General features: G+C 54.0%; 9 protein-coding genes. 5 read left to right on the forward strand and 4 right to left on the reverse strand.

Annotated features, from left to right (window positions below; all coding sequences use genetic code 11):
- Nucleotides 1-133 precede the first annotated feature (133 nt).
- On the reverse strand, nt 134-6,886 hold the full coding sequence (locus I4V53_RS11210; RefSeq protein ID WP_195985784.1) for a glycoside hydrolase family 38 N-terminal domain-containing protein: 6,753 nt from the start codon (nt 6,884-6,886) through the stop codon (nt 134-136).
- Between the two features lie 312 nt (nt 6,887-7,198).
- Complete coding sequence (locus I4V53_RS11215; protein WP_195985785.1) at nt 7,199-8,983, reverse strand: YciI family protein; 1,785 nt, start codon at nt 8,981-8,983, stop codon at nt 7,199-7,201.
- Nucleotides 8,984-9,264: 281 nt separating this feature from the next.
- Between I4V53_RS11215 and I4V53_RS11220 the strand changes: the two genes are divergently transcribed.
- From I4V53_RS11220 to I4V53_RS11235, 4 genes are all read left to right on the forward strand, one after another.
- Entirely contained in the window at nt 9,265-10,953 is a 1,689-nt protein-coding gene (locus tag I4V53_RS11220) for a hypothetical protein (RefSeq protein WP_195985786.1), read from the forward strand.
- A gap of 377 nt (nt 10,954-11,330) precedes the next feature.
- Entirely contained in the window at nt 11,331-16,862 is a 5,532-nt protein-coding gene (locus tag I4V53_RS11225) for a glycoside hydrolase family 3 C-terminal domain-containing protein (protein WP_195985787.1), read from the forward strand.
- Between the two features lie 171 nt (nt 16,863-17,033).
- The gene (locus I4V53_RS14040) at nt 17,034-17,411 is read left to right on the forward strand and encodes a hypothetical protein (protein WP_286167124.1); all 378 of its coding nucleotides are present in this window, start codon (nt 17,034-17,036) and stop codon (nt 17,409-17,411) included.
- A gap of 106 nt (nt 17,412-17,517) precedes the next feature.
- Nucleotides 17,518-18,054, forward strand: a complete 537-nt coding sequence (locus tag I4V53_RS11235; RefSeq protein WP_195985788.1) for a dihydrofolate reductase family protein — start codon at nt 17,518-17,520, stop codon at nt 18,052-18,054.
- A gap of 250 nt (nt 18,055-18,304) precedes the next feature.
- Here I4V53_RS11235 and I4V53_RS11240 read toward each other — a convergent pair whose 3' ends face one another.
- Entirely contained in the window at nt 18,305-20,611 is a 2,307-nt protein-coding gene (locus I4V53_RS11240; RefSeq protein ID WP_195985789.1) for a GH25 family lysozyme, read from the reverse strand.
- Between the two features lie 266 nt (nt 20,612-20,877).
- Nucleotides 20,878-21,912 (reverse strand): reverse transcriptase family protein, encoded by a 1,035-nt coding sequence (locus I4V53_RS11245; protein WP_195985790.1) that lies wholly within the window; start codon nt 21,910-21,912, stop codon nt 20,878-20,880.
- Nucleotides 21,913-22,412: 500 nt separating this feature from the next.
- Between I4V53_RS11245 and I4V53_RS11250 the strand changes: the two genes are divergently transcribed.
- On the forward strand, nt 22,413-26,538 hold a 4,126-nt coding region (locus I4V53_RS11250), incomplete at its 3' end, for a glycoside hydrolase family 97 N-terminal domain-containing protein (RefSeq protein WP_195985791.1).

The raw sequence follows: 26,538 nt of genomic DNA on the forward strand, positions 1-26,538 counted from the left end.
GTATAAGAAATGATGCCAGTTTTGGCTCCTGTTTCATGTAAGAACTTATAAAAGTAAAGAACCGCCCCCGGATTGGCATTGCCAATCCGGGGGCGGTCTGTCTGCTTACATTCTATTAAGAGGTTTACAGGAATTACCCAATGGTTACCGTGCAGTGGTTAACGGCATTCTGACCCGGCAGGGTGGTGTATACGCCCGTGCTTGTGCCCGGCGCACCGACTGCCCATACGCGGTAGTAGTAATCGTTGCCGATCTTGGCGACATACTGCGTCTTGAGCACGCTGCCATTGCCGACGGTGAAGTTCGGCGCGGCGTCGGTGCCGTTGACGGTCATCTTGAAGCAGTATGCGGCGCCTCTCTTGAGGGTGAACGGCAGGGTCGTGTCGGAACGGACGCTTGCGCCGGAGACGACGTTCTGCGCGGCGGCGACGACCGGCGTTGCGACTGCAGTGCCTTCGCCGTTGGTGTTGATCGACGGCTTGGAAGAACTGCTTCCGCTGCTGGAGTTGTGCTTCGGCGTATCCTTTTTCAGGCCGCTGATGCGTGTTTCGATCATCTCGCTGATGGAGTCGACCTCCTCCTGCGTCGCGGTGCTGCTCTTCATTGCATTCACGCCCAGGTTGTAGGAGGCGCGAAGCGCGGACACGCTGATGCTGGTGTAGCCGCTGAGGTCCATATTGTCAATTCTCTCGAGCAGCTCGGCCAGGTAATCCTTGTTCGGGATCTTGCGCAGTGCCATCATCGCGTTAACAAGCGCGGTTTCCGCCTCGTCCACCTTGGCCTGCGTGGCGTTCTTGGCGTCGTAAACCTTCTTTGCCTCTTCCAAAGCGGCTGTGAAGGCTTCCTTGCCGGTATCCAGATACTGGTCAAGATTCTCATAGACAGCGTCGGCCTGTTCGATTGTGCTGTTCAGGCTGGTCTTGTCGGCGATCGCCTCCAGGTTCATCATGGCGTCGTACAGGTCGTCATAGGCCATTTCAACGTCCGCAACCAGCGCGTCGGGATCGTCCGCGACGGTCTGCGCAGCTTCGTACGCTTCAACAAAGGCAGCCCAGGTTTCCGCTGTGAAGTCTTCCTCGCTCAGGGTGTCGGCGTTGGCCAGCAGGGTTTGCAGGCGGGTGACGTCGCCCTTCTCAAAGCTCAGGAAGTGGATGGACTTGAGCAGCTTGCTCCATGCGTTGTTGATGGTGTCCTGTGTGGCGGTCTTATCGGCCTCCACATCCTTTGCGTTCTTCAGCGCGCTGTCAAACGCCTTCTGAACGGACGGGACGGCGGTTGCGTATTCGTCGCCTTCCTTCAGTTCGTCCGCTGTCGCAATGATGTCGCGCAGGGTCATCTTGTTGACGACTGTGAACAGGAAGGACAGCTCCGTATCTTCGCGGCCCATGGTGTTGGTATACGTGTAGCTGGTGGTATCCGTATCTTCGTCAAAGATTACGTCGGTTCCGTTGACGGAAACAGCGGCGAACTCTCTGCCTTCCACTCTCGGCGTAAAGACAAATTCGTAGTCCTCTCCGGACAGGATTTCCGCGTCATACTTACCGATCAGGTTGGCGATTGTCGCGTCGCTGCCGGTGATCTCGACCCGCGCCTTGTTGGACGGGAAGGTCATGACCAGGCTGTGCTCGGTGGGCACGTCGATTTCCGTGGAGATTTCGATCGGATTGCTGTAGATGACCGGACCCTGATCGATGCGGACCGTGGTACGGACGAATTTTCCGGCCATATCCTTTGCGACCGTCAGGAACTCCGAGTAAGAGCCGGAGACCGGGATGAAGACGCCGTCCTTGGTGTCGGAAATCAGCCAGCGATAGCGCGCATAGGGACGATACTGTTCTTCCACTGTGAAGGAAGCCTGCAACTTGTCGCCTGCGACCGGCGTTCTGTCTCCGCTCGTGTTGACAACCTTGACGTCTTCCGGGATGACGTCGGTGATATCGGTATCCGGCACGTTGGGGCCGCCGCTGTCCTTGTCGGCAAAATCGGTCAAGTTGCCGTAGCCGAGCACCTCATACAAACGCACGCAGCTGTTGCCGTCGTAAGGGCTTCCGTCTTTGTTCAATGCCACGCCCTGTGTAATTTCCACCTTGATATAACGGCCGACGACGCTGCCCGCCTCATAGGTATGTTCGGTAACGCCCAGTCCTTCGTCATTTACGCCGGCGGTAATCAGCTTCCAGTTTTTCTGATCGTCGCTGACGTAGAGGTTGTACTTGCGGGTGTTGTATTCCTTAAAGCGGTCTCTCTCATCTGCTCCGGGCAGCTTTTCATCAACCGCTGCGGTCGCGTGGCGCAGTGTAATCTTGCTCAGATCGTAAATGCCGTTGAGATCGATTACCGCAACGCGCGGATCCTCCAAAGAGACGCCGTCCGCGCACCACTTGGTGAACAGATTGCCGTCCGTGAGCATACTTCCGGCTTCGCCTGCGTTAAACTGCTTATCCGCAATAGAGGTCTTGCCCTGGAAGACGTTGACGCCGTCGCCGCTGACGATGTAGGTGGTGCTGATCGGCTTGCCTGCCACGCCGTCTGCGGTAACCGGGGTCACTTCAAACTTGAGGGTATTCAGCTTCAGTGCGTCTTCCTTATCCATGGTCAGGGTGGATTCCGTCGCGCCGTCGATGGGAGCAAAGGTTTCTCCGTCGCCACTGTGGTACCACTGGAAGGTGGAATCGCCTTCCACGCCCGTCACACCCGCGTTGATATAGGTGTATCCGCCTTCAAAGACGACCTTGGAATCATCTTCCTTTTCCTTGTAAGCCGCGATGGTGGCGTTTTCCGCGGAGGGAAGCGCTTCCTTGTTGGACTTGCCCCATGCCTGGAACTCATAGATACGCGCACATTTTGCATCGCTGCTGGTCTGGCCCGCGTAATCCGGGATTAACTTAAAGTATCTGGCCTGGATCGGTTCATCCATGACAAATTCTAATATATTTTCTTTATTGTTCGTCACTTTGACCTGCTCATCCCAGTTTTTTCCATCGTTGCTGGTCAAAATACGGAAGTCGCGCGTGATATAATTCTCATTTTCACGGCCTGCGTTAACTAAGCGGAACTTGTCAATTGTCCAGCCATTGTTCTCGCCAAGGTCTACCTGCAGGAATATATTATTGTCACGGTGGCACCATTTGCTTCCTTCGTCTCCGTCAAAGGCTTTGTAAGGTTCTTCATTGTTAAAGCTGCCTGTTGAAGAAATACGGTCGCTTGAAACATTCAGAAATGCATTGTCCAGTCCGCCTTTGATGACGTTGGAAACGTCGGAAAGCTCCGTCTGGTTGCCATTCAGGTCAACGCCGATCACTTTGTAAACAAACTCGCCGTTATAGGGCAGTGTATCGATAAAGGAACTGTTTTTACCGCCTACTGTACCGGCAAGAGTGCCCTCTTCCACGGTAAAGTCGGAGGAAGTGCCTCTGTAAATGCGGTATGTGGCGATGTTGTCCGCCTTGTCCCAGGAAACGACGGCCTTGTCGCCCAGCACGCCTTCGCCGGTTTCCATAGCAGCGGCAACGTTTTCAATGGCGGGAAGGGTGATGCTTTCTTTCCGGACGGCTTCTCTTGCGACGCGCAGGAAATCGCTGTCGGCAAGGGAGATCGCGGTGATCTTGATGCCGCGCGCATCCGGAAGCTCAATGGAATCGAGCGCGACGTCCGGATCGACCGGAATTGCATAGACGAACTGGTAATTGTCGCAGGTCATACGGTCCTTGCTGCCGTTGTGGAAGTGGGTGAAGAAGTGGCCGACCTGATCGTAAACATACGGGCGCAGGTCGCTGTTGGAGAAGCGGTCCCAGCCGGAGAGCTTAGAATCCCAGTCGGCAAAGGAAATTTCCTTGGTGACAGAGGTTCCGTCCGCCATGTTGACAGTAAAGACGCCGGATTTGTCGCCAGAACCGGCGGCTGCGCCCAGCAGGTAGACATACTTATAGTTGGATTTCGGCAGGTCGATCTTCTGGCCTCTGGCCTCGACGACGTTCTTATAACCGTCTTCCTTCGGTCCGAGCTGGAAGTCCACACCCTGGAAGGTGACGGAATCGTCCCAAAGCTCCGCCGGGATCGTGTTGCCCTTGCCGTCGTAACTGCCGTCCTTGCGGTTCTCATTGAAGCTGACCGCATCGATGTTGTAGTAATCGTACAGGTCGACCGCTTTGGATTTCAATGCGACGGATTCGTCCGCGTACGGTTCGATCTCCAGTGCGATTGTGGTGATCTCGTATTTGTCCATCTGGAAGCTGATCTGGTTGCCGTTGACGGCGATATCCTTGTTCAGGTTTTCGTCCTCAAATTCAATCATGTTGACTTCCCTGGCGGACTTGACGTTGCTGGGCAGGGTCAGGGTGACGTCGGTGTTATCCTTGCCCTGGGCTTCATAGACGCGGACGATCAGCTGATCTTTTGCGTCCGGATTTTCTATCGGGGTCTTGATGACCGTCAGATGGACGTTGTCTGCGGAGGAAGCTGCGAAGGAGTGGCTGGCGCCCAGTTCGCCGCTGTGCTTTTCAGACTGGACGGCCTCCGTTCTGTAGTTGAATTCGGATCCCTTCTGATCGGTATTGGCGTCCTGCCAGGTGCCGCTGTGCGGATAAATGGAGTAGGAGAAATCGTGCTCTGTTTTATCGATGTAATAGGCAGCCGGGTCCCAGCCAGGGCAACGGACTCTTGCACCCATCGGGGAACGGAGCGCAGTCATGCGCATGCGGGTCGCCTCAACATTTCCCTCTTTGTCTTTCAGCTGGATGGCGTCCCATCCGTATTTGGAATCGTTCAGAATGCTTGTGCCGTATGCGCCGCTGTCATCTGTAACGTCCGCCCACTTGTGGCCGGAGACTTCAAACTTGGCGTTGTCGATGCTGTTGTCGCGGGTCGTCGGGCGCTCCAGTGCGCCATAGGCGATTTCGTAGGTGGCGTGGTCGGATTCCGCGGCAAACGGGAAGGAAATCTTCATCATGCGCTGGTTTTCGTTCCAGCTGACATGCATTTTGACGTCCACGCGGTCGGTGTCCGGATACAGGGAAATGTCCTGATACATGGTGGAGTCGGACCAGTCTCTGGCGACCCGTACGACCACCTTGTCGGCGGAATTTTCCACGATTTCGATGGACTGCGGCGCACCGTTCAGGATGGCGACCGGATCGGCGTTCATCTCTTCCATAATCAGGTCCCAGGCCATATACTGGGTACCGCCGGTATCCTTTAAAATATGAATTTCATTGCCCTGATAGCCGTCTGCAAACACAGGACGATTCTCATCGTTCTTATTATAAATCTGTGCAATGTTACCGGTATTCTTGTCGATTTCCACCTTCAGCGCGGCATTTTCCAATACGAAGAGGCCGCCGTCTTCTTTAACGCTGAGGTTGGTTTCCACGGCGCTCTCGCCGGCCTTGACATTGAAGACCTTGAAGCCGACGGGCGGCAGATCCTTTGCCTGGAAGCGGATGGTCGCGGTGTTCTTTTCGGTATCTCTGGCGACGACGGTAGAGGGGAGCTCGGTATCGCCGTCATAGACCACCAGGTTTTCCGGAACAGCGCCGTCAAAGCTGACGATGGTTTCTACCATGTCGTCGCGTGCCCAGGAAAGGGAGTTGAACACCAGGACCGGCGTGCCGTCCATGTTGGTGTCCGCCTTATAGGCGATGGCCTGCAGGCCGTTGTTCTGTACATTGTTCAACAGATTCTTTGCCAGTTCCTGGTTATTATAGGTGGCCTCATACTGGGATGGAATAGAGGAGCCGGGGAGAACGTCGTGGAACTGGTTGATCAGGATTTTGTCCCAGGCCTTGCTGACCTCATCGTTGCCCGCACCCGGCAGAACGCCCAGCCAGTTGCCCAAAGTGCCGGCTTTCTCTGCCTTTTCTGCCAGAATTTCGTTTTTACGGTTGTATTCCTTGACACGCGCCCAGGAAGTGTAGGTGCCGCGATGGTTTTCAAAATACATTTCACCTTTGACCGTGCGGACCTTGTCCAGCGGCTCAGTTTCACGGACGCTGTCAAAATATTCGGTGATGGTGGCCAGCTCCGCGCTGGCGCCGTTGATTGCGCTTGTGCCGCTGGTATTGATAACTTCCGCATACTCGTTGTTGTAAGGGCCACCGCCGTGGTCACCGTTGCCGAACATGCCTAACGCCTTTTTCACGCCGGTTTCCTTGCCGGTCTGGTTGTTGCGCTTCATGGCATTAAGCATGGCGTTACTTTCGTATTTACTGACATAATCACGCATCGGTGCGTAAGCGAGGACTTCCGATCCGTCGATGGACTGCCACTTAAAGATATCGGAGTCGCGCTGCACGTTCTGCTGCTGCCAGTTGAGCTTTGTGGTGACGAAATTATCCATGCCGGACTTTTTCAAAATCTGCGGGAACTGGCCGTTGAAGCCGAAGGTGTCCGGCACATAGCCGACGGTGCTCATCTGGTTGAATTCATTGAGGAAGAAATGCTGGCCCTCCAGGCTCTGGCGGACGAGCGCTTCGCCGCTGGGAAGGTTGAGGTCCGGCTCTACGACCTGGCCACCGGGGTTGTCCCACTGGCCTTTGGCAATGAGTTCCTTGACGTCCTCGTACATCTCCGGATAATACTCTTTGGTCCACTCATAGTGTTTGGAGGCGGACATGCTGAATTTATATTTTTCGTTGCTCTTCAAATTATCGATTGCACGCTTAAATGTTTCACTGATGACATCACGGGCGGTGTCTTCGAATGGCCATTCCCAGGCGGTGTCGATATGTGCGTTCGGAACCAGGTACATGGTCCAGCTGCTGTCGATCTGCGCGTTGGAAGGCGCGTTTTCATTGGGGCCCGCCAACATGGTGGTCGGCGCGGCGGCAGAAACCGCCAACATGGCGGCCAGCATCAGGGAAACAGTTTTTCTGAGATTTTTCCTTTTCATACTTCTCTCCTTCTTTTGGCGGCGCGCTGTTGCGCCCCGCGAATTTTTTAATGCATGAATCGCCAGATTTTTGCCTCTGAACGCAACAAAATGGTTGTCTGTCAGGTGAACCGCGAAGCGCTCGGAGGCCGGGAAAACGCAACTGTTTTTATCAGGAAACTGCGGTTATGTAAAGTTGGGTATCCCTCCTTTGCCGGTCAACTTGTCCGGGACGAAATCGAAATGCGGCCCGTGGTGTAAGCCGCGTTTCAACGTCCGTTTGCTCATTGCATCATATTCTGAAAACGTCCCTGACGGGCGTTTAATCAGCCGTTATTCTGCGTATCCAACACTGCTCACATAGTCGGCCCATTTCTGCCCGTTTTCCAGGGAGTTCAGCTCCGCTTTTACGCCGGCGGCGCCGGGGTCTTCAATGCCGCACAGGTCGGCGCGCAGGGCGTTTTGCATCAGGAGCAGGTAGAGCGTCTCGGAATAATCCTTTACAATGGTTTCCATCTCCGGACTGGAGAAGGACAGGCTCCGTTCTGCAATCTCTTTATGCAAAACGTCCGTGTTAATCAAAAATACGGGATCGTAGGGATAATCGACATACTGTTTCTCATAAAGCTCAGAGAGCAGATCTTCATAGGAGGAGAGCAGTTCTACGGTGCTTTCCTGATTGATCGCCTGCGCGGAAAAATCCCAGTAGTTGGGAATATAAGAGCTGCCGGAGAAATAGGCGCGTACGGCCATCTCATCCTTGCCGAGCAGGTCCTTCATCAGTTTGGAAACGTTGACGTCCTGGCGGGGCGTTTGCTCCTGCAAATAGCGGAGCAGCGCGTTCGGTTCGTTTTGTCCGGCATATTTTTCGATGGTGTGCAGGATCAGCGGTACCTTGACGGTGTAATAAAAATCCTGCTGCGCGTTGACCATGCTGTCCTCCATGTCGGAAGAGAGGGACGCCAGGATGGGGTCTTTCAGGGAGAAGAACAGGTATTTCATATATTTTCGGTTCATATCGTCCTGCACTTCGATGCCGTAGCGTTCCTTGAGTTCCAGCGGCAGTGCGTTCGCTGAGTCGTCCAAGTAGTAGTTCTCCAATCCCTTATACAACCACTGGTTCGGCATAAAGTGCAGGTTGCGCGCGTAAATTTTGCTGTCAAAAAAGGCGTGATAAATTGTGCGCGACATCGTCTGGCACTCGCCGGGGGTGAGCATGGAGAGGGAAATCGCCGCGCTTTTTCCGCCGACGCCGCCCAGAATCACGCTTTCGCCGTCCTCAGCGCTGCGAAGCAGTACCAGGGGCATATCATCGAGGCCTCCCCCGAAGACGCCCGCGTAATAGTTGCAGAAGGAAACGACCGTGCTCAGGTCGTTGACGTCCGCGCTGTTGTCGATGGATTTGTCCAGATACAGGGTCCCGGTTCCACCGGCGGCGGACAGGTTTAAGGGTTCAAAGCTGCCGAAGCAGAAGCTGGAATTGCTGATGTCATAGAAGTCGTACCAGGTGGGCTTGTCCAGCTGGAAGGACGCATCCGTTCCGTTGGTTTCTGCAAACGGCATAATGGCGTTCCAGCCGGGGTGATTCAGCAGCCGAAATGATACGCGGCTGATATAGCGGTCCATATAAGGGGCGTTGTCGCCGTCGAACCACGGAATCATCAGGACCTTTTTGCCCTGAAAGACCATCAGGTCCTCATACAAATTGCCTTCCACCTGGAAGTCTTCTCCGTTGCCTTCGCCCAGCTTGACGTCGTAGGTAAAGAGAACGGTTTCGCAGCCTTCGGGCAGCGGGCCGATTTCCCAGACGCTGCCCAGATCGTTCAATGTGAGTTCCGCTCCGTCTTCGCCGGTGCATTTCGGTTTGGAGCCGTCCACCGCGCTCGCGTCCAGATAAAGAGTGCGGTCATCAGAGAGCTTTTCAGGCGTCAGTTGAATGGTGACGGACGCCAGTTTTCCAGAAAAGTCGACCGGCTCCACGGTGTAATCCACCGCAAACTGGGAGATCGCCGGGTCTATGTACTGAGATGCGCTTACCTGGCTGCACCACATGCCAAAGGAAACTGCGGCAACGATCAATAACGCCAAAAAGCCGCCGATCCAATATTGTCTTTTCAAAATATCCACCTCCAGAAAATGGACCTGTGCATGTTTCATAAAAATGGTTCCGCCGGAATCCCTGGCCGGAACCTGGCCCTTGCCAATATTATACAGGGAAAGGCAGGCAAAAAAGTAGGGGAGGTTTTTTTGATTGCAGGGGGGTTCCTTTGGAAGAAAAGACAATTTGCAAATGATATGTAGAAAAAAATTAATGATAGTATCCAGTTCGTAAATTTAGTTGACAAGGGGATGCCGGAAGAAGTATGATAAAAGCACCTTGATAAATGGAGCGGAAATGGATGAAAAAATGGAAGAAATGGGCGCTTTGCGCGGGAATATGCGTTTTGGTGATTTTGCTGGGCGGTGCGGCAGTATTTCTGGCGGTTGACCGGGGATATGGAATGGAATTTACCGTGTCCGCCCCCCAGGACAGACCTTACACGCTGGAGGTTACCTTAAAGCTGCGCAGCTCGTTTTTCTCCAGGGACAGACAGGTGGCGCTGTATACCGGCGATAAAGAGGTGACACTGCGGGATGTGGACGGCGGGGAAATACGCGAAACGGAGGATACGCTGGCGTGTTCACTGGGACGCGGAAAAGAAATCCAGTTGGTATACGATGTGCCGATCGGCGCGGAAGGCAAGCATGGACATCGCGGCGCGGTGACGGAGGACTACTGCGTATTTGACGGCGGGCAGGCGCTGCTGCTGCCGATGGAGTTCTATACGGATGGGTTCCCGGAGCAGGAGGTCGTTGTGAGCCGCCTCAGTGTTCGAATGGACTTGCGTGAAGGATGGACGGCTGTCCTTCCGTTTGAAGAGCTGACGGATCTGACCTGGATGGACGCTTACCATATAAACAACGATTGCTTTGCCATGGGCCGGTTTACATCGTGCGCATTGCCGGAGCAGGATACAGGGTTGCGCGTATACCGGCTGTCCGGGGCGGAAAATGACCTGTCCGGGCAGACGCTGGAGGGGATTGCCGCGCTTGACAACTATTACCAGCAGAAATTTTCCAGGCAGGACAGGCCGTATCAGGCGATACTTTTGCCGGGCGGCGGCGAAGCGGTCATCGGCGGCGCGGGGGCCGGCTCCGTCTGCGCAACCTTTGATGAAACCAGCAAGCGGGATTGGGAGCTGTTGAGCCACCGGATGTTTCACGCGTATTTTGATACCGCGTTTCCCACACAGCGGTTCCACGCCGCGCCCCAGCTCTGGTTTTATGAAGGATTGGCCACCTATTATGAAAACCGGTCCGTGGCGTCGCTGCCGGAAGCCGTGCGCGCGGCGGCGGGCATTCAGCCGGAAACGCAGTTTGCCTCGCTGTTCAATCAGTACCTATATATAAAGGTAAAGGACCCGGCGCTGTTTTCGTTTGCACCGATGGATGAAGCGCGGATTTCCGAGTCCGAGGGGCGCAAGGAATTTCTGCATTATATCCAGGCGCCTCTGGTTGTCTGGATGGTGGGATCGCTCGCCGGGCGGGAAGACGCCGTGTTGCAGGAATTGACCGCTCAGTGGAGCCGTGGGGAAGTATTTGAGATGGAGCCGTTCCTGGTGCAGGTGTTGGGAAGCCAGGCGGGCGGTGTTTACAACAACTATTTTCAGTCGGACGCGCTTCTGCCGCTTTGGGAGCTCAAAACGCCGGGCATGACGGAAGAACAGATTCTGCGGGATTTAAACACAGTGGAGCAGATGCTCGCCAGTTGGATGACGCAGCAACTGGGGCAGTACCCCTGCGACGTGCTGGACCTTGAAACGGTGCAGCGGATTCAGAACAGGATGGAATTTCAGGAGGCCATTTTTGCCGATGCGGAGACGGAGGCGCAGATAAAGGCGTATTCTCCGGCGATCTGGTCGCTTCTCAAGGAATATGCTCTGCGGGCGCAGGTCTGCGGCGTGGAGTTTGACGAGCCCATGCTGCGCTATCACCTGCTGAGCGACAAAGAAAATCTGGAAAAATGGAATACCTGGCTGGAGGGATAAAAGGGGCCTTTAGCCGATTGAAAGCGGGCATGCCATATGGCATGCCCGCTTTGCTGTGGAAAATCTGGTGATTTTCTTGATGTAATAAAAAAACAACGGTGTCCTACCAGTTCCTGAATGTACTCTGGTTAATTCGGGAAAAGGATTTTTTGTTGCATTTAAAAGTAGAAAATCTGGCGATTTTCTTGATGTAATAAAAAATGTATGTGCAATATGGATAAAGATATTGACAACTGTTTGAAGGAATGATTTAATATAGTTAGCGTATTATTGGAAAAACTAGGAATCCGGCTAATTTAATTAGATGGATTGATAAGAAAGGAGGCCGTATGTAAGTTTCGGAACATTTCAATTGGATTTAGGAGAGGAGCGAGAAAATGAAAAAGAAAAAGTCAGAAAACAAGTTCTGGAGACGGTCCATTGCTGCTTTGTGCAGTGTCTGCTGTTTGGTATCCGCGTTACCGTTTGCGTCGGTGTCAGCGAAGGTGGAGGTTGGTTTTGCGGATCTTTCCCGTCAGACAGCCGCGGAAGGCGCCGTCCTGCTGAAGAATGAGGGGCAGACGCTGCCTGTAAAAGCGGATGAGACGGTTTCGGTTTTCGGTCGTATTCAAATCAACTATTTCAAGAGCGGCACCGGTTCTGGCGGTAAAGTAAACGTGGACCATGTGACAAACATCCTTGAAGGCTTCCGTAAAAATCCAAGAATTCATATTAATGAAGATTTAGCGAAGGTTTATGAGGATTGGGTCGAAAAGAACCCGCCCGTAGGAATCGGCGACTGGACGGAACCCTGGAGTCAGGCGGAAATGCCCGTAACTGAAGAGCTGGCAGCGGACGCCGCTTCCAAATCTGATAAGGCGATTGTCGTTCTCGGCCGTACCGCGGGCGAGAGCAAGGACGCCAGCAACACAAAGGGCAGCTTCCTCCTGACCGACGATGAGCGCGACATGATCCAAAAGGTTACTGCCCAGTTCGATCGTGTGGCAGTACTGCTGAATGTCGGCAACGTGATCGACATGAGCTGGGTGGATGAACTCGGCGTGGAATCCGTTATGTATGTATGGCACGGCGGTATGGAGGGCGGCAAGGCCGTCGCGGACGTCGTCAGCGGCGATGTACCTGCCTCCGGCAAGCTGAGCGACACCATTGCGAGATCGTATGCGGACTATCCGTCTGCCAACAGCTTTGGAAACAACGCATACAACAACTATACCGAAGATATTTATGTAGGGTACCGCTACTTTGAAACCTTTGCGCAGGACAAGGTGCTGTATCCCTTCGGTTTCGGCCTGAGCTACACGGAATTTACGGTGGATACAAAGTCCGTGGAGGAAAAGGACGGCAAAATTGAAGTCACGGTGGACGTGACGAACACCGGCGACTATAAGGGCAAACAAGTGGTTGAAGTCTATTACGGCGCGCCGCAGGGCAAGCTGGGCAAGGCTGTCAAATCTCTGGCCGGCTTTGCAAAGACCGGCCTGCTGCAGCCCGGAGATTCCCAGGAGATGACGATTTCCTACGACGTCGATAACATGGCTTCCTACGACGACGCTGGCAAAACCGGACATAAATCCGCCTATGTCATGGAGGCGGGCAATTATCCCGTCTATGTGGGAACTTCCGTACGCGACTGCGAAGCGGTTTATACCCACGAGGAGCCGGAACTCCGCGTAGTGGAGCAGCTGGAAGAGATCATGGCGGTGGAGCCGGACAAGGCGTTTGACCGTATGACCGCTTCCGAAGGGGAGAACGGCGAAATTGTCAAAGGCACGGAGAAGGTTCCCACCCGTACGGTGGACGTTAAGGAACGCATCCAGGAGCGTTTGCCCGAAACGATTGAAATGACGGGCGATAAAGGGTATTCGCTTTTGGACGTTTACAACAATACTGTCACCATGGAACAGTTTGTAGCGCAGCTTCCGCTGGCGGATGTTGCGTACCTGTGCCGCGGCGAAGGAATGAACAGCCCGAAGGTCACCCCGGGTACAGCTTCTGCGTTCGGCGGCCTCACCGCGAGCCTGAAGAGCTTCGGCATCCCGATCGGCTGCTGTGCCGACGGCCCATCCGGTATCCGCATGGACGACGGCGAGCTTGCGACCGCGATGCCCATTGGAACGCTGATGGCCTGCACCTGGAACACCGATCTGGTGGAAAAGCTGCACAACTATTACGGCAAGGAACTGCTGCTCAACGAGGTTGACGTCACGTTGGGACCGGGCATGAATATTCACCGCAACCCGCTTTGCGGCCGTAACTTTGAATATTTCTCCGAGGACCCGTTGCTCAGCGGTATGACCGGCGCGGCGGTGACCCGCGGCGTACAGAAGAGCGGCGCTGTGGTTTCGGCAAAGCATTTTGTGGCCAACAACCAGGAACAAAACCGCAACAACAACGATTCCCGCGTGTCGGAGCGCGCCCTGCGTGAGATTTATCTGAAGGGCTATGAAATTCTGGTGCGCGACGCGAACCCCGGCACGATCATGACCTCTTATAATAAGATCAACGGCATTTGGGCTTCTTCCAACTATGACCTGTGCACAACCGCCCTGCGCAAGGAGTGGGGCTTTGAAAATATGGTCATGACCGACTGGTGGGCAAACCAGAACGAAGAGGGCCTGCTCCGGCAGGAGGCCGCGATGGTCCGCGCGCAGAACGACGTCGCGATGCCGGTTGCGGATGAAGCCGATTCCATTGTCAATGCGGTCAACGCCGGCGTCCTGACGCTCGGCGAGGTGCAGCGCAGCGCGATCAACGTGCTGAACTGCCTGATCAAATCTCCCTCTTTTGCACGTATGCACAATCTGGACTATGAAAGCACCTATCAGCCGGGCGAGCGCTGGTTCAGCGTGGAAAAGAGCGAGCCGGGCGATCCGATGATCAGCAGCCTGAAGGTCGGCGGACGCAGCATCGCCGTTTTCAATTCGCTGGTGCTTGACTATGAAGTATATACCAAACTGAGCGACGGCGCTGAGATTCCGGAAATCTCTGTTGAAGCGCCGGCCGGCGTGGACGTTAAAGTAGTCCAGGCTACGCAGGAAAGCCCCATTGCAGTCATCTATGCCAACGAGGGCATGGAAGAACGCATTTACAAGGTCATCTTTACAGATGAAGCCGGTTTGCCGCCGGTATTTGACAACCCGACCTACGCATACGCCGATGATATCCAGGTAAACGGCGAATCCCTGCAGGACTTTGAATCCACGATTACCGCCTATTCTGTATTGGTGGAAGATCTGGAGGCAGTGCCGGAGATCACCGCGGACGTACCGGACGGCGTTTCCTACAGCGTTTCCTATGACGCGGTTAACAAGGTTGCGACCATCCTCTGCGAAAGTGCGGATCAGGCGATGAAGTACACGGTCCGGATGTCCCAGGGACCGCGCAGCGATGAGTTCGATGGGCCGGAACTGAACAGCTTCTGGACCTTGCACCGTCCGAACCCGGATACATTTAAAATGGAAGACGGCGCGCTCTGCATCACCACAGAGGTGGGCGATCTTTATCAGACGAACGACAATCTGAGGAACTACGTTACCCAGTCTGCCGCGGGCAACTGGGATGCGTATACAAAGGTTACCTTTGATAAGAAACCTTACCGCGAATATCAGGAAATCGGCATGATCGCCATGCAGGATGAGAACAACTATATTACCTTGCGCATGGAGTTTAACAATTCCACCAGCAGCCAGAGACCCGGTGCGAATATGTTTATTTCGCAGGAGAGCTCCGGTTCGCATTCACAGCTGGTAGCAAACGCCGATCTGGCCGACATGTTCTCGGATGAGAACAATACCATGTACCTGAAGCTCTCCAAGCGCGGCAACGTCTATACCGGCGCGGTCAGCGCGGACGGCGAAACCTATCACGATATGGGCGTGCGTGCGACCGCCAACTATACGGATCCGAAGATTGGCCTGCTGGCCTCCGACGGTTCCAAGGCGGGCGGCAACATCACCGCAAAATTTGACTATCTCCGCTTCGATACCAGCATGGAAGCGAAGTACATCCAGGTTGGCAGCGAAGAGACCAAGATCAAGGCCGCGGAAGATTTTGCAAGCATTTCCTCCACCATGCGCGGAGAAAACTGCAGCGATACCGACGGCGGCCAGAACCTGGGCTATTGCGACAAGGGCGAATACGCCATTTACAACATTGAGATTCTGGAATCCGGCTACTATGATATTGCAGCCCGCGTTTCCAGCGGTCAGGATGAGCTGGTGCAGTCCTCCTTTGCAATGCAGATCAAGGGCAACACCATTGCTTCCTTTACCACAAGCGGAACCGGCGGCTGGCAGAAGTGGGTTACCAAGGAAGGCCCGCGCGTGTATCTGGAGGCCGGCAAGTATAAGATCAAGGTCCTGATGACGACCGGCGGCCTGAACCTCAACTGGTTCACCTTCACGCAGAACAATGGACCGAAGGAAGAGCATGCGCTCAACGTGACCTTCAACACCGCGGCGCAGTTGACGGTGGACGGTGAAGACACCCGCCTGGCGAATCTGGTCGGCAAGTATCAGGCGTCCGTCATGGATGGCGACAGCTACACCCTGCGCTTTGCTCCCAGAGTAGAGGGCAGAGAGTTCTCCGCAATCACGGTCAATGGCAAGGCGGTCGTCTTTGATAAGGACACCGATACGCTGGGTTACGATTATACTGGTAAGATGGGTATGCTGGATCAGAATGTCAGCTTTGCCTTTACCATCGTCAACAAGCAGGTCCTGTATACGGTTCTGGAGCAGGCGGCGGAGCTTGCGGAAGGGCCGGAGTATGCAGCTGCAGTAGAGACGGTACAGAAGAAGTTTGATGCTGCCCTGGAAGCGGCGCAGGCCGTTGCGGACGATAAGACCGCCAGCCAGGAAGCAATTGACAACGCCTGGATCGATCTGATCGACGCGTTCCACTATCTCAGCTTTGCGGCGGGCGATACCACAGAGCTGGAGAAGCTGATTATTACCGCAGAAAACCTGACCGAAGAGGATTACACCTCCGAAACCTGGGCCGTGCTGGTTGAGAAGCTGGCCGATGCGAAGGAAGTGGCTGCAGAAGATGAACCGCTCGCAGCCGAAGTGGAAAATGCCTATCATGAGCTGCACGATGCGATTGAAAACCTTGAGTATCAAAAGAACGACCTGAGCGAACTGCTTGAGGTGATCGCACGCGCGGAGATCATCGTTCCGAAGCTGGAAAAAGAGTATCTGGAAGCCGGCCAGGAAGAGTTCCTCGCCGCTTTGGCAGAAGCCAAGGAAATCACGGCTGAGAATACACCGACTGAAATTAAGGCAGCGACGGATAAACTGCTCGAAGCGATGTCTGCTCTTCGTCTCATCCCGGATAAGACCAAGCTTCAGGAGGACGTCACCGCGGCGCAGGCCATCGATACCAGCAAGTATACGGAAGAGTCCGTAAAGGTCTTTGAGAAATCTTTGGCCAATGCTCTTGCGGCTCTGTACAGCGATACAGTTGGACAGAAAGAGGTTGACGCCGCTGATACGGAACTGGTCGCTTCTGTCAAAGCACTGGAGCTGAAGGATGCGCCGAAGCCGAACAACAGCGGCAAGGGCAGCACCAGCAAAGTGCAGGATAACAGTTACGGTTCCTCCGGAGTGATCGGCGCGGCTGGCAATGTGCAGGCGGCAGCGGCATATGTCCGTTCCGACACGACCGTGGACTTCCGGGTCAGAAGAGGCGCAGCATACTGCTTTAAGATGACGGTTGTCAACGGTGACACACTCACTCCGAGCTTTACAGTCGGAAACAAAGATGTTTTGAAGACTCAGTTTGTAGCGAAGATCGGCAACGAGTATTACTTCCGCGTATGGGCGGTTGGCGCGCCGGGCACAAGTACAGGCGTGTACACTACCCTGCCGGGGGCTGCTGCTGTCAAGCACTGCACGGTGACGATTGGCTGATGCAGATGTTCGGGACGGTCTATGTCCGCGGATAACGCAATGTATTCGGGTCTCTTTATTCTTCGGTAGTCCGGTTGCGGAAATATTCGCAGCAGAAAGATAACGTGAGAAGAGACATACAATTTGTACTAAAATGATAAAAAACACCGTCCGTCGCGATTGCGGCGGACGGTGTTTTTTAAGCGTTTGAAATACCGTATATTACCATGGGCACGTTTAAAGGTCCTATGGTATAATAACCTCACGCCGTTAGCGGAAGCAGAGCTTCCGACGGCTGAAAAATGTGAAATCCTGCTGAATAAAAGATTAAAAAATCACGGTTTTGAAAAGGCCTGTTCTAAATCGGATATGATAGAATTGAGAAAAATATTGGAGGGATGCAAAGTGCTGGAAAACGGGAAAGAGGCATGTACCTGCAAATGGAAAAACTGTCCGCGCCATGGCGACTGCGTGGCCTGCATGGAGCATCATCAATCAGAGAAAAAGGGCGCTCCTTATTGTAAAAGACGGAAAAAGAAGAAGCTTTCCTCACAGGCGGAAGAGAAATAAAAGCGGCGGATTGAGCTGGAAGAACTTGCTGCTATGGGGTGTAATTTGATGAATGAGGAAATCCAAATAGGCTTTCCTCCAAAGTTTAGAAGACGAAGGAGATTCTATGAGACACGTTATTTTATATATTGCCATGAGTCTGGACGGGTACATCGCCGATACAGAAGGAGGCGTCGCCTGGCTCAGGGGAGATGGCTCAGATCCGGAGAACGAGGGAAGTTATGCCGCGTTCTATGATTCAATTGACACGGTGATTCTGGGCTATAAAACCTATCGTCAGATTGCCACGGAGCTGTCGCCGGATGGATGGATTTACAGCGATAAGAAAAGCTATGTGCTGACGCATAGGAACCTGGCGTCTACGGAGGAAATTACTTTTACGCAAAAGGAACCGTCGGAACTTTTGTCAGAGCTGAAAAACAACGGCGGCGGAAATATCTGGATCTGCGGCGGCGCGGAGATTGTAAACCAGCTTTTGGAATCGGACCAGATAGACCGGTACTGCATTTCCATTATTCCGACGATTCTTGGGGACGGCGTTCCGCTTTTTCATAAACACAGCGCAGAGTATAAGCTGCAATTGCTCTCAACCCGGCGGTATGACGGGATTGTCGACCTGGTTTACGAGCGCAGAATCCCTTAATGGCGGTTGACATGTTTGCCGATGGTTAGCTGGAATAGAAGGAGCGTTGCAAATGCATAATGGGGAGGAAATCCCTATTGATGTGAAAACACTTTTGTGATTGATGACAGATCGTAAAATACCTTTGAAATGAATGGTCAGTTAAACCCAAAGACATTTTCTGTTTCAGTTATAAAATTGGCGTCCATGATCGAAAATAAATAGAGCGCATTGCTGATTAAAGCAATGCGCTCTATGTTTTTGTTATGCTTTATGCCACCGTAACGGTGCAGTATTTTACCGGCTGCTGACCGGGCAATGTTGCGTAAACGCCGGTGCTTCCTTTGGAAATTCCCTTGACCGTGAGCAGGTAAGAACCGTTGCGCAGGGTCAGTCCGGCTGTTGCCAAAACGCTGCCGTTTCCCGTGGTAAACTGCGGAGTCCCGATATTCCCCTTGGGCGTAAACAGGAAGGTATACAAGTTTCCGGTTTTAACGGTGAACGGCGCGGTGGTATCGCAGATCAGGCTGGAGGACGACGGCGTACCGGAGGAAGCCGCCTTGTTGCCAGTCGCCTGGAAACTGCATGCGGAACCGTCCGCTGCGGTGGTGGTAATCACTGCGGCGCCCTGTCCTACATTGTTGATCTGGAAGATGTAGCCGTCGGAATCCTTTTTGCCGAACTGGACGGAGACGACCGCCGGGTTGGAGGAAACCGCCGTAGGTGCCGTTGCACTGGTGGTATATACCTTATAGTAGTACGCGCTGTTGGAACCAAAAGTATAGGGGGACGTGGTATCACAGCGCAGTGCGGTCGGCGTACTGGAAGCGGATTTGTTTCCGGTAGCCTGGAAGCTGCAGGAAGAACCGTCCGCCGCGGTGGTGGTAATCACCGCCGTACCCTGTCCCACGTTGTTAATCTGGAAGATATAACCGTCGGAATCCTTTTTGCCGAACTGGACGGAAACGACCGCCGGGTTGGAGGAAACCGCCGTAGGCGCTGTGGCGCTGGTGGTGTATACCTTATAATAGTACGCGCTGTTGGAACCGAAGGTATAGGGAGTGGTGGTATCACAGCGCAGCGCGGTCGGCGTACTGGAAGCAGATTTATTTCCGGTAGCCTGGAAGCTGCAGGAAGAACCGTCCGCCGCGGTGGTAGTGATGACCGCCGTGCCTTGTCCTACATTGTTGATCTGGAAGATATAGCCGTCGGAATCCTTCTTGCCGAACTGGACGGAAACGACCGCCGGATTGGAGGAAACCGCCGTAGGCGCTGTGGCACTGGCAGTGTATACTTTATAGTAGTATGCGCTGTTGGAACCAAATACATAGGGGGAATTGGTGTCGCAGCGCAATGTTGTGGCAGTACTCTTTGTGCCGGTAACCGGGAAGCTGACGGACGCCCCGTCCGCCGCAGTAGTGGTAATGACCGCCGACCCTTGTCCCACGTTGTTAATCTGGAAGATGTAGCCGTCGCTGACCTTTTTGCCGAAGGTAACCGTTGCAACGGTTGGATCGGAAGATGCCGCGGTGGGAACGGTGTTGCTTGTTGTAAACACTTTGTAATAATACACATCGCTGTTACTAAAAGTATAGGATGTTGTGTCGCATTTAAGGGATGGCGTGCTCGGGGTGCTGGGATCGACCGGCGTTCCGGATTTGGAATAATCCTTAAAAGAATAGTTCAAATCGACGTTGCCATCCACACCGGGCAGCGTTCCATACGCATACTGCCAAATGGTGTAGGCTTTGTCGAAATTGGGGACATCCTTGCCCCAGCTTGCCACCCAACGGTCGTACTTGTCCAGCCGCGGGCTTGCAAGATTGGAGTTGAAGATGCTGACGGAGCTGTAGATGCCGGTGCGGTAGCCTGCTTCTTCCATCCGGGTGCAAAAGGCTTCCACTACGTCGGCCATCAGCTCCTTGTCCATGGTGCGGTGTACCGTATCCTCAATATCATAGAAAACAGGGTAATCCAGACTGCGTCCGTTGAGAATGCTCAGGCAGAAATTGGCCTCCGCGATCGCGTCTTCCACGTTTTCCGCATAGCTGTAGTGGTAAACGCCGACCTTGATGCCGTTCCGTGTTGCACCGTCGTAGTTGGTTGTAAAATAAGCGTCGGTCTGCACCTCCGGAGCGGTTTTGCCATAGCCGGTGCGGATCAATGCAAAATCGGTGCCCTGTGCGGCGATGGTGCTCCAGTTCACGGTTTTCTGCCAGGCGGATACGTCGATGCCTTTGAGGATTACGTGAACATAACAGGTGACGCTTTGCCCGGAACTGTTGGTGGCGGTGACCGCCGTGGTGCCGAGCTGCTTGCCCGTGACCATACCGTTGCTGACGGAAGCGATGCTGGGGTTGCTGACCGTCCATGTGGCGTTCATGATCGGTAAGCCGTATTCATACGCGGTGACCATAGCGCTTTCCCCGATTTTAACCGCCAGGGAGGTGTTGTCAATGGTAAACGTGTTACTGGCCGCATAGGCAGTAGGCATGTCGGCGTTGTCGTCTGCAAAGGCAACCGCGCCGCCGCAGACGACAAGCGTCAGGACCAGTAATAAGGAGACCAATCGTTTCAATATTTATCCTCCGGATATGCGGATACGCCACAAAAGTATGCCAGGAGAGCTGCCGTGAGTACAAACCAGATTGCTTTGATAATTTTATTCATTACTTAATCCTCCTTTTGTCCGCACATAAGCCGGGCCGCATCCGGTATGATGGGGACCGCCGGTCAATGATAAGACCGGACGATATTTATGGTTTGATTATATGGGAATTCCTAAGTTATGTCAAGTTCTGACACGGTGTTTCGAAAGGAAAAAAGCGGGAAACATTCGGCTTTTTACGGTGTATTTCCGCCGGTGTGCGCTCGCAGCAGACCCAGGCAATAGGCGCGGTAGTGCTGGAATTCTGAATCCTCCGGACATATTTGCAAAACGAACGACACTTTTCCCAGTAATTGGCGCAGGTATCGTTCCGGCTGGCCTGCGTCCTCCGTCCGCCCCAAATGCAGAAGATGCTCCCGCAAGCCGAAGCGGCGGATGTAATAGATCTGCTGGCGCAAGTTGCGGCGGTAAGAGCGGCTTGCCTGAGGCGTCTCGTTGACTGTAACGCCGGTCACGCTTTTCCGGCATCCGCGTCCCGCAAGGACAGTTTTTTCTTCGTTCAGGGTGAAGCCGTATTCCGCCAGCAGGCGGCGGACAAAACGAATCAGCGCTCCCGGATGAAAACAGCCGGAGAAGGTCATATCGTCGCTGTAGCGGGTATATTGAATGCTCCGCTTTTTGCAATACGCGGCAATCCTGCAGTCCAGCGGGTAAAAGACCAGATTGGAGAGGACGGGGCTGGAGGGCGCGCCCTGCGGCAAAACGCCGTTCAGCGTGCAGAACTGCGCCAGATAAAAGCTGAGCACGCTGTTGTAGTTGCGCGATTCGCGGCAGCCGCGCGGGTAGGCTTTACAGTGCCGGCCAACCTCCGGGTTCCGGCGCAGGGCATTGTCAATCGCGTGAAAAACAGCGGGAAAACGGATGCTGCCAAAGAAGTCCCGGATATCCAGCTTGACCAGCAGCTCGCGGCCCGTATGGGGGACGGCGTTTTCCAGAATGGAATACCCGGTCCGATAGGCGGTAGCACAGGATGAAACGTCGCCTTTGGCCAGCAGTGCGGCGGCGGTCCGCTGGATTTGCTTCAGTCCGGAGGACGGAGCCAGAATACGCCGTGCACCGCCATGCTTTTTTGGAATCCAGCATTCCTGATAGCTCTTACGGCGCTTACGGTTGTCGGCGTAGGCGGCGAGCTGATGGATGTTTTTCCGGAATTGCTCCGGTGGGAGACCGGGGTAGACTGCGCGGCAGAAATCCTCCAGTGTGCGCAGCATACAATCCCCTCCCTATCATATGTTAAGTGGTGACGGGACAATACAAAAAGCTTCATTCAGAAATGCAACCGCAGCCGTGTCTGTTGATACACGCAGTGTATCCGGAACACGGCGAGGCTTGTTTTTCTCCCGGTATCGGGAATGGCTGTCCGGTCCGGCGACTCGCCGGGCTGCCGCATGAGAGGCGGAAGACGCTATTGCCCCGTCAACCGTACTGTAGCACATTCTGATTAAGAAATCCAGATCATGCCCGTGAATTCTAGAAAAATATGTCCAATCAAAAAATATCTTGTAAAAATAATCTAAAATGTTCAAAACAACTGGAAAATATTAAATGACAATGCTATAATACGAATGAATTGACTCATTGAATAGAAGGTTAGACGGATATTTTGGAAAGGAGTGACTTTGGGGAGATCGGTTGGCGGGAAAAAGTCCCGCGTTTGGCGAGTTGTAAAAAGAAAAAAACTGCTTCATTTGGAGCGGAACAGGAGGAGAAAATGAAAAAAAGAAATGCACTTCGCTCTGCAATTGCGCTGATTTTGGCGGCGCAGATGGCGATGGCCAGCGGAGCAACGGTTATGGCGCAGACGGAGGATCCGGCCGCACTGCTGGAGGCCGCCGCCATGGAACAGGTGGAAGATGCGGCCGACCCGGAAGCGGAAACCATAGAACGCTATGTGAGCGATATGGAATATGTGAGCGCGCAGGTCGGTTGGCAGAGCCTGATGATCGACGAGGGGTACGAGGACCTGCCGCTTAAATTGCGTACAGAAGGCGGCGGAACCAAAGTATATGATAAGGGCCTGTGCGCGCATGCGGATTCTGAGGTGGTATATGACATTGAGGGACGCGGCGCTATGCGCTTTCAGTCCTATATCGGTGTCAACTACACGAAAACAAACGGTACGGTTATTTTTATCGTAAAAGCGGATGATGAGGAAATTTACCGCAGCAAAATGATGCGGGAGTCCGATGTACAAGAGTTTCTGGATTTGGAAATTCCCGAAGGAACCAAACTTCTGACGTTGATTACCGATAAGGCGGATGGCAGCAACAACTCCGACCACAGCGTCTGGGCGGATGCAAAAGTGGTTTTTGACGCGTCCGTACAGAAGGATCTGCGTATGGTCACCGCATCTGCGGACAAGACGCTGCTGGAGGTTGGTGACGAAGCAAAGCTCAGCCTGAGCGGCTCGCTTGTCGACGATTCCAAAGCGGACCTCTCCAAAGCGGACGTCGTCTACACCAGCAGCGACGACAGTATTGCGGAGGTGAATGACAAGGGCGTTGTCACCGGCTTGGCGAACGGCCTGGCGACCATTACCTGCGAGGTAACGCTTGAAGGCATCACGAAAACCGCGGAAGTCAATTTTATCATCGGCTCCGAAGTGGAAGGCAGGGTGTGGTCCATTGCCTCTCCGGATGGAAAGACCGGTGCGGTCTTCATGCTGGACGATCATGGAAAGCTCGCCTATTCCGCGCAGCAGGACGGACAATCCATTTTGGATTTCTCCGCAATGGGCATGACTACCAGCGTTGCGGACTTTACAGAGGGCCTGACGTTTGTCGGTGTGACAGAGTCCAAAGAGGTGGACGAGACCTATACCGTCCATGCCCGCAAGCTGGATGAGTATAAGAACCATTATAATGAACGTGTGATTTCCTTTGAAAAGGACAGCGTCGGCTTTGACGTCACGATCCGCTCCTACGACGACGGCATGGCATTCCGCTATACCGTGCAGGCGGAAGACGGCGAAGAAATAGAAGTTCAGGACGAGGCTACCACTTTCCAGCTTCCGGCGAAATCCAAAGTCTGGTCGATGGCGTACGGCAGCGGGAACTTCTCTTACGAGTCCTTCTTCTATGAGAATACAGTGGAGTCCCTTGGCGGCAACCAGACCATGCCGCTCCTGTATGAGACGCCGGACGGCACCTTCGGTATGATTTCCGAGGCGGATATCGCCGGTTACATGGGCTCCATGGTTGTTGCGAAAAACGGCGTTCTAAAGGTAAGCGCCACCACACAACAGAGCGGCGACGCGGTGGTCACCGGAGCATTTGCTTTCCCGTGGCGCTTTGTCGTGGCGGGTGATCTGGGTACCATCAACGTCAATACCATGACGGAGAACCTGAGCCCCGATCCTGATTCGGAGATGGACTACTCCTGGGCGAAACCGGGCATTACCTCCTGGACCTGGCTGGTTGGTTACGCCGGCATGCAGAGCGATCCGAATGCGATTAAGAAATATCTGGACTTCTCCGCGGAGATGGGCTGGGATTATTTCATCATGGATGAGGGCTGGCAGCCCAGACCCGGCTCCGGACAGGGCGACGGCGGCCGCTATTGGGGCGAATACGACTGGTTCCCGGAAGTGCGCGACTATGCGGACGAAGTGGGCATCGGGCTGTTGGCGTGGGTACACTGCGACGACCTCAATACGCCGGAGAAACGGGCCGCGCGCCTGCCTAAATGGGCGGAGCTTGGCATCAAGGGCATCAAGGTGGACTTCTTCGACCGCGAGAATCAGGACAGGGTCCAGCTGATGGAGGACATTTACAAGGAATGCGCAGAGCTGGGATTGGTAGTCAATGCACACGGTGCGAATAAACCGACCGGCGAAGTGCGCACCTATCCGAATATCCTGACCCGTGAGGGCATCTATGGCCAGGAGATGGGCGACCTCAAGGCGGAGCAGTACACCATCATGCCGTTTACCCGCAATGCAGTCGGCCCGGCGGATGTGACGGAAACGGTCTATCCGCGCGGCTCTTCCACAACCATCGGCTTCCAGATGGCTGTTTCCGTGCTGTATACCAGCGGTCTGCACTGCTTTGCCAGCAGCGTAGAGGACTATCAGAGCAGCGGCGGTATTTCTTTCTTTAAAAACTTCCCGGCTGTTTGGGACGGCTATCATTTTATCGACGGCTACCCGGGCGAATATACCGCGCTCGCACGTAAGAGCGGCGAGGAATGGTATGCGGCGGCGATTTCCACCGATGCGCGCGACGCGAAATTCCCGCTCGATTTCCTGGATGAAGGACAGGAATATTATGCGTCGATCTATCGCGACGACGGAACCGATGCACGCTCCATGAAGATGGAATTCCAGAAGGTGACTTCAAAAGACACTTTGACGATTCCCGTGAAAAAGGGCGGCGGCTGTGCCGTTCGACTGAGTAAAGAGAAGCCCTCCGCGGCGGAAACGATCAAATTTGATCAGTCTGAGATGACGGTCGAACGCAATCGCAGTCAGCGGATCAATGCAACCATTACGCCGGAAAAACCGATGATCTCCAATTTGATTTGGGAGTCCAGCGATCCGGAAATCGTTTCTGTGGATGGAAACGGAACAGTTACCGGCCTGCGGCCCGGTACGGCGGTTGTCACTGCAAAATCTCCGGTGGATCCAAGCGTCAGCGATTCCTGCACCGTTACGGTAGAGCTGGAAAAATATACGCTTGACCGGGATACATGGGAAATCCAGCGTGAAAGAAGCGAGCATATCTCCTACACCGGCCCGAATTCCCTTGTGCAGAATTCTCTGGCGGGCGACATCGACGGCAACGCTGACCTCTCGGGCCTGCCGAAGAACATGATCGTGCAGTCCATTGGCAATAAGGACTTTACCACGACCGTGAAAGTGAGCGGTGGATTGGAAAAAGCATTCCAGACCATTTCTTTGACAGCGTTTGTCGACAATAAAAATGTCATTTCCATGATGAGAAGATACCACAGCAACTTTGGCGGCAACTGCTTTGAGTTGATGAAGTTTGAAAATGGATATGACGAAACCCCGGTTGCAATTGAAACCGATAAGGATGCCCCTGCATACTTGAAGTTGGAGCGCAAGGGCAATGTATTTACCGGCTATTACAGCTATGACGGAACCAACTGGACGAAGCTTCGTGAAGTAACAAGCTCCGGCGTTGCCAACGCAGCCGATGTCAAGATTGGCGTTTTTGCAACCAATGGCTCCAACAATAATGAAAACATCAGCATTACAGTGGAAGACTTTACCTACTATGAGAACGGTGAGGGCGAGGGTGCTGTGATCCCGTTTGCCGTCAGCACTGAAAAGTGCATCCTGGGCGTGTCGGAGCTGGAGAAGCTTGGCGTGTCTTCGGGCAAGGCATTTGAAAGTCTGAATCTGCCGAAGACCGTAAAAGTCACTTTGGCGGACGGCAGCGAGAAAGAGCTGGCTGTGACCTGGGAACCGGGCGATTATAACCCGAATGTTACCGGTACCTACACGCTGCAGGGCCGCTTTGTCCTGGCGGACGGCGTAATCAATCTGGTTGGCTATCAGCCCACGCTGGATGTAGTCGTATCGCAGGAGGACCGCAGCGTAATTGTCAATTACGGCAAGAACGTAACGCTGAAGGTGAACGGCGAAGAGCAGAAGCTGGCAGACCTGATCGGCAAGTACACCCAGAAGGACGTGGACAGCGGCACGGAACTGCAGTTGGCGTTCGCGCCGCGGCTTGAAAACGAAGTGTTCCGTTCCGTTTCTGTGAACGGCGCGGAGCCGGCGTTGGTCGGCGGCAGGGAATACCTGTACGACTTCACAATGGGCATGGATGCGGAAAACCTGCAGTTTGTCTTTGAGACGGTCAATAAGACCA

It is taken from the genome of Clostridium sp. D33t1_170424_F3 (assembly GCF_015667585.1).
Lineage (GTDB): Bacteria > Bacillota > Clostridia > Oscillospirales > Acutalibacteraceae > Anaeromassilibacillus.

What these genes read in the sequence shown, in the direction of transcription:
- I4V53_RS11225 (WP_195985787.1), top strand. Translation starts at nt 11,331, where the DNA reads ATGAAAAAGAAAAAGTCAGAAAACAAGTTCTGGAGACGGTCCATTGCT.
- I4V53_RS11235 (WP_195985788.1), top strand. Translation starts at nt 17,518, where the DNA reads ATGAGACACGTTATTTTATATATTGCCATGAGTCTGGACGGGTACATC.
- I4V53_RS11210 (WP_195985784.1), bottom strand. Translation starts at nt 6,886, where the DNA reads ATGAAAAGGAAAAATCTCAGAAAAACTGTTTCCCTGATGCTGGCCGCC.
- I4V53_RS11245 (WP_195985790.1), bottom strand. Translation starts at nt 21,912, where the DNA reads ATGCTGCGCACACTGGAGGATTTCTGCCGCGCAGTCTACCCCGGTCTC.
- I4V53_RS11220 (WP_195985786.1), top strand. Translation starts at nt 9,265, where the DNA reads ATGAAAAAATGGAAGAAATGGGCGCTTTGCGCGGGAATATGCGTTTTG.